This is a genomic window from Pseudomonas arsenicoxydans (assembly GCF_006438915.1).
In the GTDB taxonomy this organism is placed as follows: domain Bacteria; phylum Pseudomonadota; class Gammaproteobacteria; order Pseudomonadales; family Pseudomonadaceae; genus Aquipseudomonas; species Aquipseudomonas arsenicoxydans_A.
The window spans coordinates 187,759-201,215 of the sequence record NZ_RCZE01000012.1; the positions used below are offsets into that span (position 1 = coordinate 187,759).

General features: G+C 53.4%; 10 protein-coding genes and 1 pseudogene. 5 read left to right on the forward strand and 6 right to left on the reverse strand.

The window, feature by feature from the left end; all coding sequences use genetic code 11:
- Positions 1–125 precede the first annotated feature (125 nt).
- From EAH78_RS32435 to EAH78_RS23885, 3 genes and pseudogenes are all read right to left on the reverse strand, one after another.
- Positions 126–303: pseudogene (locus EAH78_RS32435) on the reverse strand (OprD family outer membrane porin); the annotation flags it as partial.
- 252 nt (positions 304–555) lie between these two features.
- Complete coding sequence (locus tag EAH78_RS23880) at positions 556–1,134, reverse strand: hypothetical protein (protein ID WP_140669715.1); 579 nt, start codon at positions 1,132–1,134, stop codon at positions 556–558.
- Entirely contained in the window at positions 1,131–1,508 is a 378-nt protein-coding gene (locus EAH78_RS23885; RefSeq protein ID WP_140669716.1) for a DUF2513 domain-containing protein, read from the reverse strand. Before EAH78_RS23885 ends, EAH78_RS23880 begins: the two co-directional genes overlap by 4 nt.
- Positions 1,509–2,383: 875 nt before the next feature.
- Between EAH78_RS23885 and EAH78_RS23890 the strand changes: the two genes are divergently transcribed.
- The 5 genes from EAH78_RS23890 to EAH78_RS23910 all read left to right on the forward strand — a co-directional run bounded on the left by EAH78_RS23890 (position 2,384) and on the right by EAH78_RS23910 (position 10,261).
- Complete coding sequence (locus EAH78_RS23890; RefSeq protein ID WP_140669717.1) at positions 2,384–3,208, forward strand: DUF2971 domain-containing protein; 825 nt, start codon at positions 2,384–2,386, stop codon at positions 3,206–3,208.
- 308 nt (positions 3,209–3,516) lie between these two features.
- On the forward strand, positions 3,517–4,134 hold the full coding sequence (locus EAH78_RS23895) for a 3'-5' exonuclease (RefSeq protein ID WP_140669718.1): 618 nt from the start codon (positions 3,517–3,519) through the stop codon (positions 4,132–4,134).
- Positions 4,135–4,327: 193 nt separating this feature from the next.
- A complete protein-coding gene (locus EAH78_RS23900) occupies positions 4,328–6,751 on the forward strand; it encodes a TerB N-terminal domain-containing protein (protein WP_140669719.1) in 2,424 nt (807 codons plus the stop codon).
- The gene (locus EAH78_RS23905; RefSeq protein ID WP_140669720.1) at positions 6,748–8,043 is read left to right on the forward strand and encodes an ATP-binding protein; all 1,296 of its coding nucleotides are present in this window, start codon (positions 6,748–6,750) and stop codon (positions 8,041–8,043) included. Before EAH78_RS23900 ends, EAH78_RS23905 begins: the two co-directional genes overlap by 4 nt.
- The gene (locus tag EAH78_RS23910) at positions 8,018–10,261 is read left to right on the forward strand and encodes a DEAD/DEAH box helicase (RefSeq protein ID WP_140669721.1); all 2,244 of its coding nucleotides are present in this window, start codon (positions 8,018–8,020) and stop codon (positions 10,259–10,261) included. Before EAH78_RS23905 ends, EAH78_RS23910 begins: the two co-directional genes overlap by 26 nt.
- 194 nt (positions 10,262–10,455) lie before the next feature.
- Here the strand turns inward: EAH78_RS23910 and EAH78_RS23915 are convergent, their stop codons facing one another.
- The 3 genes from EAH78_RS23915 to EAH78_RS23925 are packed head-to-tail and all read right to left on the reverse strand — an operon-like array spanning position 10,456 to position 13,420.
- Positions 10,456–12,231: an ABC-three component system protein gene (locus EAH78_RS23915; protein ID WP_140669722.1), complete on the reverse strand. Its 1,776-nt coding sequence runs from the start codon at positions 12,229–12,231 to the stop codon at positions 10,456–10,458.
- Complete coding sequence (locus tag EAH78_RS23920; protein WP_140669723.1) at positions 12,228–12,476, reverse strand: ABC-three component system middle component 6; 249 nt, start codon at positions 12,474–12,476, stop codon at positions 12,228–12,230. The genes EAH78_RS23915 and EAH78_RS23920 overlap by 4 nt, the downstream gene beginning before the upstream one ends.
- Positions 12,473–13,420 carry an ABC-three component system protein gene (locus tag EAH78_RS23925; protein ID WP_140669724.1) on the reverse strand — a complete coding sequence of 316 codons (948 nt, stop codon included), beginning with the start codon at positions 13,418–13,420 and terminating at the stop codon, positions 12,473–12,475. Before EAH78_RS23925 ends, EAH78_RS23920 begins: the two co-directional genes overlap by 4 nt.
- Positions 13,421–13,457 lie beyond the last annotated feature (37 nt).

Consider the following 13,457-nt stretch of genomic DNA (forward strand, 5'->3'; position numbering starts at 1 on the left):
CCTCTATGGCTGAGCCAATAAGTTTGCTGTCCACATTCCTCATCGCTCCAGCGCCATCAGGACGGATCCCAAAATTATTTCCGCGGCGCACATCCAACTAGGGGCGCCCGAAAAAAGACAACGCTTCAAAACAGCGGCAATGAGTAGCTGACAGTCAGGCGGTTTTCGTCTTGGTTACGCTGACCTGGAATGCCATTGCGCCACATTGCGTTTTTCCCAATTGAAACCCAAGTTTTTCAGCGCGCCTTGCTGAATAACGTAAGCCACACTCATGTTGCGTTCCCACTCACTCGCGCCAGTAGAGACATGATAGATAGCAGCTGCCACCCCATTGTGGTGATTGCCCGAGAGACGGGCTTCGGAGACAGCGAAAGGATGAGACAGGCTTTCCTGCGAGCATTTAGCCAGTCCCCACAGGCAATCCAGCGCATGGCCACCTCGGCTCGTAGGCACGAAGATTTGAGCTGAACATTAAGGCGAAGCCGCCCAATCAGGAACTTAGCGGCTTCCGCGATGCCGTGACCGCTTTTTTATGTTGCGGGCCTATTGTCTGGCTCAGTTTCTCGCTTGCGCGCGTGCGACTTGAGCCTGGTGAGCTGCAGTTTCCTGACGCTGCTGGTGGCGTTTATTGTCTTCTGCTGTAATCGCAGCTGATTCGGGGACACAGTGACGCTGTAACCACTCAGGGCTGAGCTTCCCGGTTAGGTGGAGCGCAATCAGGGGCTTCACGTCGCACTGGTTGTACAAAACGGCAAGCAACTCTCCGCTTGGAGCATAGATGTAAGGGCGATAGGGGGAACGAGTCGGCCTTCCGTTAAGACCACGGTCTAATTGAAAGGCCCCGATGCGATATCCCACCGACATTCTTTTTCGAGCTAGGTCGTTGGCATGAGCCAATTGCTGGCCGCCGTAGACGATAGCGTACAAGGGGAAGACAGCCACGGCAGAAATAGTGGACAACACCCATGAAGGAACATGACTGGTGCATAGCACTAGAAATAAGACCAGGAAAAAACAGGCGTTCGATGCGATGAGAAAACCGCCCAGGCGCTTCAATAACCCAGCTCGTCCTTCGTCTTCGACAAGCTTTTTGAGGATGTCGTTGCCGTTGTAATTGATGTCCATGTCACTCATGGCAGCTCAATTCCCAACCGATCCTTGAGCACCTGCTTACCGTATGCTTTGCCGATTTCTAACATCACAGCCAGGCTCACCCCTCCAGCTTTTTCAGCGCCTGCTTTCGTTAAACGCCAAACTTCACGATCTCGAATGGTGTCGAGAAACTCGTGCCCCTTGATGGTCATGCGTTTTGGCCGCCAATCAAAATCATTCATTGAGCAAAGGTCTTGCGCCACTACGAACCCAGCCTCGTGCAGCAGCATGACGTGATAGGAGACTTCATCCTCGCTATGACTTTCGATGGTGAGATCGATCCAGGAATCAGGGGTTTTGTCGCTGGCCTCAATGGCCAACAGGATCTCGCGTACTAAATCTTTGTCGAGTTTCATCGAAGTGTCCGTCCTGGATGTGATGAGGACATTATCACGCAGGGAAAGGCTGTTCGTGCAAAACTCAAAAGTGGAGCGAATAGCCGTGAGGACATCGTGACGATGTAACCGTATACGATCCATAAAGACCTTCCGTGCACCGTAGACGCTCCAATCGAAACGTCTTAGTGCTGAGGCTTCGGGGGTCAGCGCGCCGGTGACGTAATACGCCTCATACTCTGACGAGTCGTTAACTTGGCGCTCGATGTTGTCAAACAGCTCGGCCAGCTGGGGCTGGCCGGCACGACTTGCCTCGACGAATTTGAGCAGCTACAGGGAAAGCTCGGTGCGCATCTGCAGGTCGCGTTACACATTCACCGAGAGTCACTTCCAAGTGTGATGGCTGGTGCCTCAACCTACCGCGACACGGCTCTTGCGGCCAGCTGCGCGCCACCAAAAACTCGTCGACGCGCCGGCGCCGGCATATCCCCTAAATCCCCACCACCCCAGCCGCCGCTTACCGTCGTTGCGCAACTCGCATTGGGATCGCTACGCTCCCCTCGCTAGTTGCTCCGGGCCACCTCGACACCGGGCAAAACCCAATTACACACCCATAAACACACCCAATTACACCCAATTAGCGCCTGTCAGGGCTCACCGCCAAAAGCTGTTTTTGACACCAAAAAAGCTCTCCCCCAAACCGCATCCAGCCTCGACGCATCATCACCAGGCCGAAACGCGAAAAAGAAAAAAACCGCCGGGCTTTGCCCGGCATGGCCTTCGGTCTAGCCGCCCTGATGCGCTCGGCGAAAAAAAATCTAATCCAAGCTCGGCGCCGACCGCAGCGGCCAGTAATGCGGTAAATTTCGCGCCTGATCCTCAAGAAGAAAGACCGCATGATTCTTTATAAATATTTCGCTTTCTCAGGCGGTACCAGGGCTATCAAAAGCCGACAGCTTGGCTTCCGTACCCCGACCTATTTCAACGATCCATTCGAGTTGTCAGGTCTTTCGAACATCTCGGACTACCCAACGATCCAAACGCAGATTGAGTGGCTGCAAGACTTTGGTGTTCTCTGCCTTACCAAGTCCCCCATGAATCCATTGATGTGGGCGCATTATGGCGATCAACACAAAGGCTTTGTCGTGGGGTACGACGTATCGGTGCCGTTTTTGAATGATCCGAAGTTCAACATCATCTCTGCCATGGATGGGAATGTGTTTTACACCAGCCAGAAGGAGAACACCGTGCTAAGCCCCGACATGCGCGCGCAGCTCCTTCGTGAACTTCAGGGCTCCGCAATGGGTGGCGATGGTTCCGGAAGCTCCACCCAGCTAATAAAGCGTATTTTGCTGCAGAAGCATTTGTGCTGGGCCTATGAGGAGGAGGTTCGTGTCGTCAAACGGGTAGTTTGTGGTTTGGGGCAATCAGTGGACGAGTTTTACGAGTCGCCCGAAAATATTTTTCAAACTTTTTATGAGCCGATCTCAGGGACAGATGACTATCACGTTCAAGCAAAGCCTGGATGCGAAGGTTTCTACCTATCCGAAGAGAAGGTTCCAATAAAAGAGGTGTATCTAGGGTTGCGCTGCGCCGATGCGCTGGATGAAGAAACGATAAAATCTCTTGAAGAAGTTCCTTCCCTGTTTCAAGTGACCATGGCTGGAGATTCGTGGAATCTGCAAGCCAGTCAAATTGAAGCCAGTAGCCTGCGCCAGTGATATGCGGGAGCGACGTTCCTGCAATTAGCATTAAAGGGAAAGGCCGAGCAATACCTCGGCCTTTCCCTCATCCTAGAACCATCAGGCCGGCAAGGGGAACGACTGGGCAAGAGCACAGCACGTAAAGACGTTATGCGGAGCCGGGCTTAAGCCCAAAAAATGGATAGGCTAAATAGCTTTGCAGCCCAAACCAATGAGTAGCCTAGCCTCTACGCCGGAACAGAAGCAGCACGCCCTCTAATCACTCCGTCAGGACGTGGCTGCATGTCGATGTATCTTGGACAGATCAAAGTTAGGACATCCTTGCCATGAGCATTGAAGCAAAGGTGCTTCACCTTCAAGCCATTCAAAACCTGCTAGCGCCATACCGCTATCTTTATTGCGTTGACCTTGAGGCGACCTGTGATGAGGTTGGCGAGTCGGAATCACCAAGGACGCTCGCAGTCGTCCCAGCTCAGATGGAAACGATTGAGATTGGCTTGGTGGTGATCGATCTGGAAACGCGTGAGATCGTCGATGAGTTCCAGCGTTTCGTTCGATCGCAGATCAATCCCATCCTCACCGACTTCTGCAAAAAGCTCACATCCATCCAACAAGCGGACGTGGACAGTGCAGGAACCTATGAGGAGCTTGGCCAGGAGCTAGGAGTGTTTGTTGCGCGATATCCAAATGCGGCTTGGGCGTCGTGGGGTGACTATGATGCGAGACAGCTAGAGCGAGATGCAGGGTTTGTTGCATGCCCTTCCCTGCTCGCCGGTCTGCAGCACTTCAATGCGAGGAAATGGCATAAAGGCCTATACGACATTCAGCCGAAGGAGCTTAGGCAAACGGTAGAGTCGATGGGTTTGGTTTGGCAGGGTACCTATCACCGAGGGAAAGACGATGCTCGCAATGTTGCTTCCATTATAAAAGAGATGCTCGGCTGAATACGTGAGCCGGCCCTCAACGGCCCGAAGTAGCGACTCCCCCATTTACCGCTATACCTCTCTCAACCCTCAGTTGTTCTACAAAGCAGTGCGTTTTTCCGATCAATAGCTCTCCTCAGCCCATGGCTCTAGCAAGGCGATTATCAGATACTGCCATTGCGCCAGTACCCATCATTCAAGGTTGAAACGACTCATGGCAAGGAAGAAGGCAAAAAACTCCACCAGTAACGGCATCCTAATTATTTTTGCGCTGGCCTTCGGCGCATTCGCATCGATCCCGAAGAATGCTTGGATTGCCATTGGCGTTATTGCTTGCATCGGAGCGTCCCTTTGGCTGCTGGTTCGTCGCGCAAAGCGACAGCGCGAGCAAATGTCAGCGCCAACTTTAGGGACTGCGCATCTGCGAGAGCATCAAGGAGCGGGCCTGACTTTCTCTATACGTGAGGTTTCGACGAGCCGTACGGACACTGAGGATGTCTCCGATTTTTATACTGTCCAACTCGGCTCGACGTCCTCAAAGTCGTTCAAAATTCCAGATGCAAGCGCGCAGAAAGCTGATGTTCGCTGGGTGCCCGCAGGCGAATCTGTCACTGTTTCTGGTTTTTCGCTTCCCGGTGGCATGTTCTATGTAGGCAGCGTACTGGGTGGCCGACACGATGCTGAAGAACCCTCGCTGATTAACCCCAAACTCCGTATCGCGAAGACACAGGTCGATATAGAAGAGCGACTGATGTCCTACTGGCCAAGTTTTCACTCCATCTCATCGGAGGCTCGGCGCGGATACCTCCAATGGCTGGAAGGTGGTCGCAGTTACCCACTGGCAGACGCCGGCTACGTCTTTTTGTACTTCTATGGACTGGAACGCCGGGCCCTCGCTGATGCTGTAAACGATCCAACGGTGAAGACTGAGATTCCTTTGATCGTCGAAGAAATCCACCGCCTATTAAGTATTTATGGGGGAAACAGGTCGTTCAGGGGGTATGCGGAAGGTTTCCTGGATTACCTCAGCAACACCACGGTTGATCCAAACCTCTACCTTGGCCCACCTCCCAACGTTGCTGCTTACAGCTTCGAAATGCCACTGCCGCTGCGCGTAGGTCTGGGGCAACACGCCTCAAACAAGCGACCACTCGATGCCGATTGGGCATTAGCATGGGCGTTAGCTGACCCCAACATCAGTAAGCGTACGCCAGTCACACGCTGTAGAGATGTCTTTTCGAGACTGTTCAAGCTCAAATACACAAGTGCCCATCCAACGGGTCTTATCCTGGCGCAAAACAAGACCAAGCTTAAGACCAGCTATCGGCCGGCCTCTGCAGTCCTAATGGCGCCCACACTTAGCTTGGGTGATCTTCCTGATGTCATGGCCACCTCCGGAACACGTAAATGCCTGCAGTTGCTAGTTGAGCTATGCACCAGCGAGCTTGAACCCTATAGCCGATATTTGGGCCGAAACCCTGAAAGCGCAGAAGCCCTTGAAGGTCTTTTACAGCTTCCTGTCACTCTCTGGCCGGCGGCAGCTCGTACAGAATTGGACGAGCTTCAATTCAGAATCGGCGACGACCTTATTGTCATGAGCTTTGGCGAACTCGCAGGTCGATTCAAGAGCGCTGGAGCCTTGTCCCGCGACAAGGTACTCGCGCTTGCTCGCGCACTGGAATCGCTTAACATCGGTATGGAACCTGATGTACTGGCTGGCAGCAAGACACCGAAAGCTGAAGATCGTATCGCGCTATTCGTGACCCAGCCCGAAGACGGATCACTACGGGCCTCAGCGGCCTACAACGCGGCCTCAGTCACGCTTGATCTGGCCAGTGCAGTAGCATCTGCCGATGGCGACACCTCCAATGAAGAGGTCACATTGCTTGCTCAGCACATCGATTCCTGGAGTCACCTGAGTGTGGCCCATCGCAAACGCCTCAAAGCGCACCTGCGAATCCAGATCCAGCAACCACCAACGCTGGCCAGTCTGAAGAAAAAACTCGATCCATTAACGGTCGAAGCCAAGCGCACGATTGCCAGCTTCCTGTCCCATTTGGCGCAAGCTGATGGCATCGTCAGCCCAGCGGAAGTGAAACTTCTTGAGCGCGTTTACAAAGCGCTGCAGCTGGATAGTCAGTTGCTGTACAGCGATCTTCACGGGGCGGCATCTGGAGCGAGTATTGCGTCCGTTAAACCAGCAGCCAGCACTCCTCGCTCCGAGCCTGGCACCCCGATCACAGCCACTGCGAATCAAGGCTTCGTGCTCGATCACGACCGGATTGCAGAGTTGCAACGAGAAACAGCTGAGGTCTCCGCCCTCCTTGCCCAAGTCTTCAATGATGACCAGGTTGAGGAACCGGAAGAGTTGGTTGAAGCGGCAGAATCGTCCCCAGAATCGAGTGCGGACGTTGACGGTCTCGATTTGGAACACTCTGCATTCCTTCGTTTGCTGATCTCACGCCCTGAGTGGAGCCGCTCCGAACTTGAAGCCGCCGCCAGCGACATGGAACTGATGCTTGATGGAGCGCTGGAGCAAATCAACGACATGGCTTTTGAACGATTCGACATGCCCGTCACCGAAGGTGATGACCCCATCGAGATCAATACAGACATTCTGGAAGAGTTAGCCCTATGAGCACTATCAGAGCCAAGGATCGCGATGCGGTCATCCAGTCGCTGCGCGCCGGCGTTGTTCCTCGTGTGGGCCAACACCTGATTCAGGTCGGCCGGGTAGGCGAACTTGATGCTCTGATCAAGGACGTCAATCGCCTGGTCGAAAGCGGATCGGCATTTCGAATCGTGATTGGTGAGTACGGTGCAGGCAAAACGTTCTTTCTGAACTTGGTACGAGCCATCGCCATGGAGCGTAAACTCGTGACCATGCATGCCGACCTGAACCCTGATCGCAGACTGCATGCCACTGGAGGACAAGCGCGTTCGCTTTACTCCGAGTTGGCCAAGAACATGTCGACGCGTACAAAACCCGACGGCGGGGCCATGCAAGGCATTGTTGAGAAATTTATCTCGCAAGCCAAAACCGAAGCCAAGGCCGCAGGTACTGACAGCGAGACCGTCATTCGTGCTCACTTGGCCGAGCTGACCGAGATGGTCAACGGCTATGATTTCGCTGAGGTGATCGCCGCGTATTGCCGGGGTTTCGAGGAAGGCAACGAGCAGCTCAAGGCCGACGCCATTCGTTGGTTGCGTGGCGAGTTCACCACCAAAACCGATGCCCGTGCGGCGTTGGGCGTACGAACGATCATTGATGATGCATCCGTCTACGATCAGCTCAAGCTATTGTCGAGATTCGTCAGGCTCGCAGGTTTCGGCGGTCTGATGATCTGCCTCGATGAACTGGTCAACCTCTACAAGCTGGCCAATACGCAGGCGCGCAATGCTAACTACGAGCAGATCCTGCGCATCCTCAATGACTCGTTACAGGGATCGTCTGAGGGCCTGGGCTTCGTTCTGGGTGGCACCCCCGAGTTTCTGATGGACACTCGCCGAGGGCTCTTCAGCTACCCTGCCCTGCAATCGCGACTGGCCGAGAACTCGTTTGCGAAATCAGGATTGGTGGATCTGTCGGGGCCGGTCATTCGCCTCACCAGTCTTACCCCGGAGGATTTCTACGTATTGCTTCAGAAGCTTCGTCACGTGTACGCAGGCGGTGATGCTGAGAAGTATTTATTGCCTGACGAGGCGCTCCCATTGTTCATGGCGCACTGCAACCAGCGCTTGGGTGAGGCCTATTTCCGTACACCTCGCACGACGATCACCGCCTTCATCAACCTGCTGGCCATCCTGGAGCAAAACCCGGGTGCTGATTGGCGCGCACTGCTTGGCGCCGTAGAAGTAGCCAAGGACTTGGGTGGCGAAGACGATACGAAAGTCGAAGCGGATGATGAACTTGCCACCTTCACACTCTGAATCTTCAGGCTTCGACCAGCTAGAGCCCCGAATCCAGCGATGGATCTGGGCTGAAGGCTGGACGTCTTTGCGCGACGCCCAGGAAAGGGCTGTGCAGGTGCTGATGGCAGCGGATCAGGATGTCATCATCGCCGCAGCAACAGCGGCAGGGAAAACCGAGGCCGCCTTCCTCCCCATACTCACCCATTTACTGAACAGCAACGATCCGCCCGGTTCGGTGTTGTACATCAGCCCGCTCAAGGCCTTGATCAATGACCAATGGGACAGATTAGGCCGCCTCTGTGAGCAACTTGAAATTCCCGTAGTGGCTTGGCATGGGGACATTTCATCGAGCAAAAAGCATCGCTTTCTGAAGTCACCCGAAGGGGTGCTTCTGATAACGCCTGAATCCCTTGAGGCACTATTCGTCAATCGAGGCTCCAGCCTTGCGGGGGTGTTCCAGAATCTACGCTATATCGTCGTGGACGAACTGCATGCGTTCATTGGAAGTGAGCGAGGCAAACAGCTTCAGTCCCTGATGCACCGTGTAGAGCTCGTCGCCGGGCGTCGAGTCCCCAGGGTCGGGCTTTCGGCCACACTCGGCGATATGACGTTGGCATCAGAGTTTCTGCGCTCAGGAGGCGTCGACGGAGTGACCGTCATTGAGTCCAAAAACTCAAACCAGACACTCCAGGTGCAAATTCGCGGCTACATCCAACCGCCGATGAACGAGCTCAAAAAGCCTTCCGTCCAGCCCTCTAATCAGGAAGGCGATGACGACGAGACGGAAAACAAAGCAAGCCCAGACTTCGCAATCGCTGATCATATCTACAAGGTGTTACGCGGAAGCAATAATCTGATTTTCCCAAACAGCCGGCAGCAGGTTGAATGGTATGCAGACCAATTGCGCCGGCGCTGTGAGAAGGATGCTGTACCCAACGAATTCTGGCCTCATCACGGCAACCTTTCGAAAGACCTGCGAGAGCAAGCTGAACACGCCCTGAAGGCAGGTAATCAAGCGGCATCGGCCATATGCACTACGACGCTTGAGCTCGGAATAGACATCGGTAGCATCAAGACAGTGGTACAGATTGGTGCTCCGCCATCAGTGGCGAGCCTGCGCCAGAGACTGGGTCGTTCGGGCAGACGCCCGGGGGAAAACGCGATCTTGCGCGTTTACTGCAAAGAGTCGCCACTCAAAGATGGATCGAGCCTTTCGGATCAGCTGCGCCAGGGATTGGTTCAGACAATTGCCATGGTGCGCCTTTTAATTGGGGGATGGTTTGAACCTCCCCGGGCTCAGGGTATTCATGCGTCCACTCTCGTTCAGCAATGCCTCTCCATAATTGCTCAGTGCGGCGGCGCTTCCGCTGCTGATCTTTGGAAAAGCCTTATCGCTGAAGGAGCATTCCAAAACGTCGAGAAGTCAGACTTCGTCAAGCTGCTCAAGTCGCTAGGGGAGCATGAACTCATCGTTCAGGACAGCTCAGGATTGTTGCTTCCAGGGACAGTTGGAGAGCGCCTGATCAACCACTATGAGTTCTACAGCGCATTCACCAGTGATGAGGAGTTTCGCCTGGTGTGCGACGGTAAAGTACTGGGTTCAGTACCCGTAAGCCGGCCGCTGACCAAGGATCAACGCATCATATTCGGAGGCCGAAGGTGGCAGGTTCGTGATGTTGATCTCCAAGCCAAGGTCATCATTGTTTCCGCCGCACGCGGTGGTGCCCCTCCTCAGTTCGATGGTCTGGGCGCCATGGTGCATGACAACGTGCGTAAAGAAATGCGAGCTGTCCTGGCAGACCCAGCCCCCTGCCCATTCATTGATCGCGATGCCCAAGCATTGCTCGACGAGGCTCGCAAGACATTTAACGCATTAGGCCTTGATGAACGCTACGTCATTGAGTCCGGAGGTAAATGCTATCTAATCAGCTGGCTGGGTGATTACGCCAACGATGCATTACGCCTGTTACTCAATCATGTGGGCCTTTCGTGTGATAACGCAGGCTTGGCGATTGAGGTTGACGCCGACATCCATCGGACTCTGACGGCACTAAAGAATGTAGGTGACCTGGACGCAAGCGATCTCGATTCGATTCTCGCAGATGTAGAGAATATGCTGCGGGAAAAATGGGATTGGGCATTGCCGGAGTCATTATTGATGAAGTCGTTTGCCTCAATATCACTGGATATCTCTACCGCAATCAATTTTGCACAGAGTCTGACTTTGGCTAAGTAAATTGATAGTCATTGAAGGTATGGGGGCGACTGCCGGGTATGTAGCATCGCGGCTATATGGCACTCTCAAGCTTGTGGTTTGACCTTCTAAAGGCGTTCGTCGAGCCGGGCACAGCCCGAAGCGACGTTAAATGCCCCTCGCTCGACAGCCTGCATATGCAGGCGCCTGGCTGAATATGATTCTGTCCAATCTAGCTAGCCGAAGCGGAACCCAAAAAGCCCTCCGCCCTCCCCTATGTCAGATAGACGAGTTTTTAAAACTACATCATTAAGATTAAATCCTTTCAGCATAGGGAGTCGCGCATAAATATCCGAATTCATCGTGACGATGTACTGCAAACGCTTGCCTTTAGTCGCCTCATATCCAAGTTGCAGTGCGCAAGCAATTTGCCGCTCGTCGACTCCATCGAATAGATGGCTATCGTGCAGCAGAAATCCCGGGCCTCCATATCGGGCAGTCACCACGTTGAACAGAGCAAGGTCAAAGCAAAAGATTTCGACATTTGATATTCCACCACCCCGGTCACCTTCGATGGAAATGCGAAATTCTGGGCCGTTGTCAGTCGCGTCGACTACGAATCTGCCGGCCCTATCGTCATATAGGCGCGAGATGGCGTCGGCAATATTGAGAATCGCTTGTGTAAGGGCTTCTGCGCGGATGTGATGATCCTGCTGCAACCTTCGTTGCAAGTTGGCACGGTCAATATCGAGCTTGGTGGACTCGCCTTCCAGCGCCTCTGCTGCCTTGAATCGCTCACGTAAGGCTGCCGCTTGGGCGTCAGAACCCGCAAGCTGCCGCTGCATATCCAGAAAGTCATCCAATGCTCCTCGTCCTTCGAGACCTTGCAGCGTAGTGCTTCGCTCTTGATCCAGACGGCTGACCTCTGCTTCGTCGTCCGCAATTCGCGCTCTCAGACTGGTGATTTCGTTTTCCAAGTGAACACGACGATTGACGACTACCGACTCATAGAACGAACTCACTTCATCAAATCTACGCAAGACAACTCCTGGAAGTTCGATGCCAGCGGCAACGTACAGCTGCTCAATATCGGAGCGCTGCGGCGCCATCTCTGACTTTAAAGCGAATTCAAGGTGTTCTAGATTTTCGTTCATGGATACGGTGTGACGAACAATCGCTTGCATCTCCGATTTAGCAGACGCAGCACGACGCGATAGTTCTTTGTAGCTCTCATGAACTTCAAAATTCTTAAGAGCGTGGCGTAACCTATCAGCCCTCGCCTCTGCAATCGTGACCTGTGGACGCAACTCCGCCACTGTGCCGACGACCTGACCTAGAGCCCCCGCCTTAACCGCTTTGCGAAGCTCTTCCAGCGTTTTTTCGCGGAGCCGGATCTTTCCGAATTCAAACGGAATCTGCCAGTCCAGACCCAAAAGGTAAGAAAGATTTACCTGCCAGTCAGAACGCTGTTGTTTTTCGGCTTGTCGTTGCGGTGTTAAGAATCCGCCTGAATCTCGTCTACGGACAAAATACGACAACATCGATCGAAAACTTGGCGTGTAGGATTCCTCAAACGCAGTACCGCGCACATCCAACGGTAGCCCAAACATGCTGTGCCCGAGAAACACCTTCCAATTAGTATTGGATATGAAGAAACGCTCGGTTGCCTTGTCGAGCTTTTTAGGCAAGTCCTTCCGCGCCTCTCCACCTGTCAACAGAAATATTTTAGAAGGGGCTGCGCCGCCTCGCTCGACTGTAAACACCTCACCACCGATGCAAAAACGCCCCTTGAACGTATGTGAAACAAGTTCAGGCAATCGAAATAAGGAGTCCTTGTCGCAGTCCGCACCGAGTAAGAAATGGATTATCTCAACCAAACTGGTTTTGCCCGCACTGTTACGAGTCTGCTTCTCAGTAGACAATTCGTTTTTGTCAGAAAGTAGGACATTAAGTCCATCATGAAACGTGACTGGTTTGAACGTAATTATGGAACTCTCAATGCTTAATATCATTCCGCGCCCCCTCGACGAACAATACCTTGGCCATACTCAATCGCGGATATGGCGTAAAGAAGATTTAAAGCCAAAACAAACCAGTCAAAGGAAAGCGGTGTCGCAGTTGGCCGCATTTCACGGTCTTCACGAACGCACTCCCACAGCTCTGAAACCGAGCGTGGCTCTTTCAGTTGATTCAATATCTCTGCCCCGACACCGATCAATGCACGATCATGCGGAAGGTACTTGGTAGGCAGAATCATGACACGGCCATCTGAGGTTCACGTTCAAAGATGTCGCAATTCTCAAATAGATATGCCAGCAATGCCTGTGCTACCACCTGCTGTTGGGGAAGTACGTAACCTATGCCCGTCACGAGTTCGAGTAGCGCGGCCATGATTTCTGCAGGTGGCAGATTTTGCGCCTTGTAGTACACATACTTCGTCCTGAATATCGCGGCGATCCTGTCTCCAGTAAGTGGGTCGGGATGGCGCTCAAAATAACTGGCTACGACGGGTGCATTCGTCCATCCACCGGCGATCAACATTTTCCAATGATTAGGAAGCTGGTTGTAAGAAAGCTTGTTGACCGGCACCGGCCTCAGATCGCCGGTCTCTAATTGAGGGGCTTCCGCCGCCGCCGCGAGCTCATTCACAAGCTTGCGTAAGATCGCAACATCGAGGTTCTTTGTGTCATCCTCTGACGCGGTAGGCCCGAGTAATGCAGCGATCCGTTCGGGGCTTAGCCTAAAGACCCGCTCAGCGACCCCTTCAAAACCAATGAAGCCAAATTTGATTTTGGGGTTTGCCTTCTCAAGCCCCTTTAATGTGGTAACGGCTTCGATCGGCATGCCCTCAATAAGATTATGCACCATGTGCCATTCCAGCATTATGACCTCCAACTTCGCAAAAGCCGTGGCGAAGTCATCGCTCATTTTCTTCGTTATCTTCGCTACTTGTTTGGTCTCGCCGTTCAGCGCTCCGTAGCATTGAAAGAGTTGCCCTGAGGAATTTAGGTAGCCGTCACAACCCTTGTCGCCGAGCTGACCGAAGGGGCGCACGCGAACAAAGTCGTCCCCGTGCAAATGTCCCATAATGTCTGAAAAAAAGTCCTGAAACGCACCGCTGTTGCACTGGCGAAGTCGCAACTCTAATGCGATGCGCCACCAGTAACGCTGCTGAATGGAAACCGCAGGGTCGAAGTGCATAGCTTTTGTGTTCCTTCCTTGAAGTCAGCCCTGGATC

Excerpts from the sequence above, each read along its gene's own strand:
- EAH78_RS23880 (WP_140669715.1), bottom strand. The coding sequence starts at position 1,134 with ATGAGTGACATGGACATCAATTACAACGGCAACGACATCCTCAAAAAG.
- EAH78_RS23885 (WP_140669716.1), bottom strand. The coding sequence starts at position 1,508 with ATGAAACTCGACAAAGATTTAGTACGCGAGATCCTGTTGGCCATTGAG.
- EAH78_RS23890 (WP_140669717.1), top strand. The coding sequence starts at position 2,384 with ATGATTCTTTATAAATATTTCGCTTTCTCAGGCGGTACCAGGGCTATC.
- EAH78_RS23895 (WP_140669718.1), top strand. The coding sequence starts at position 3,517 with ATGAGCATTGAAGCAAAGGTGCTTCACCTTCAAGCCATTCAAAACCTG.
- EAH78_RS23900 (WP_140669719.1), top strand. The coding sequence starts at position 4,328 with ATGGCAAGGAAGAAGGCAAAAAACTCCACCAGTAACGGCATCCTAATT.
- EAH78_RS23905 (WP_140669720.1), top strand. The coding sequence starts at position 6,748 with ATGAGCACTATCAGAGCCAAGGATCGCGATGCGGTCATCCAGTCGCTG.
- EAH78_RS23910 (WP_140669721.1), top strand. The coding sequence starts at position 8,018 with ATGAACTTGCCACCTTCACACTCTGAATCTTCAGGCTTCGACCAGCTA.
- EAH78_RS23915 (WP_140669722.1), bottom strand. The coding sequence starts at position 12,231 with ATGATATTAAGCATTGAGAGTTCCATAATTACGTTCAAACCAGTCACG.
- EAH78_RS23920 (WP_140669723.1), bottom strand. The coding sequence starts at position 12,476 with ATGATTCTGCCTACCAAGTACCTTCCGCATGATCGTGCATTGATCGGT.
- EAH78_RS23925 (WP_140669724.1), bottom strand. The coding sequence starts at position 13,420 with ATGCACTTCGACCCTGCGGTTTCCATTCAGCAGCGTTACTGGTGGCGC.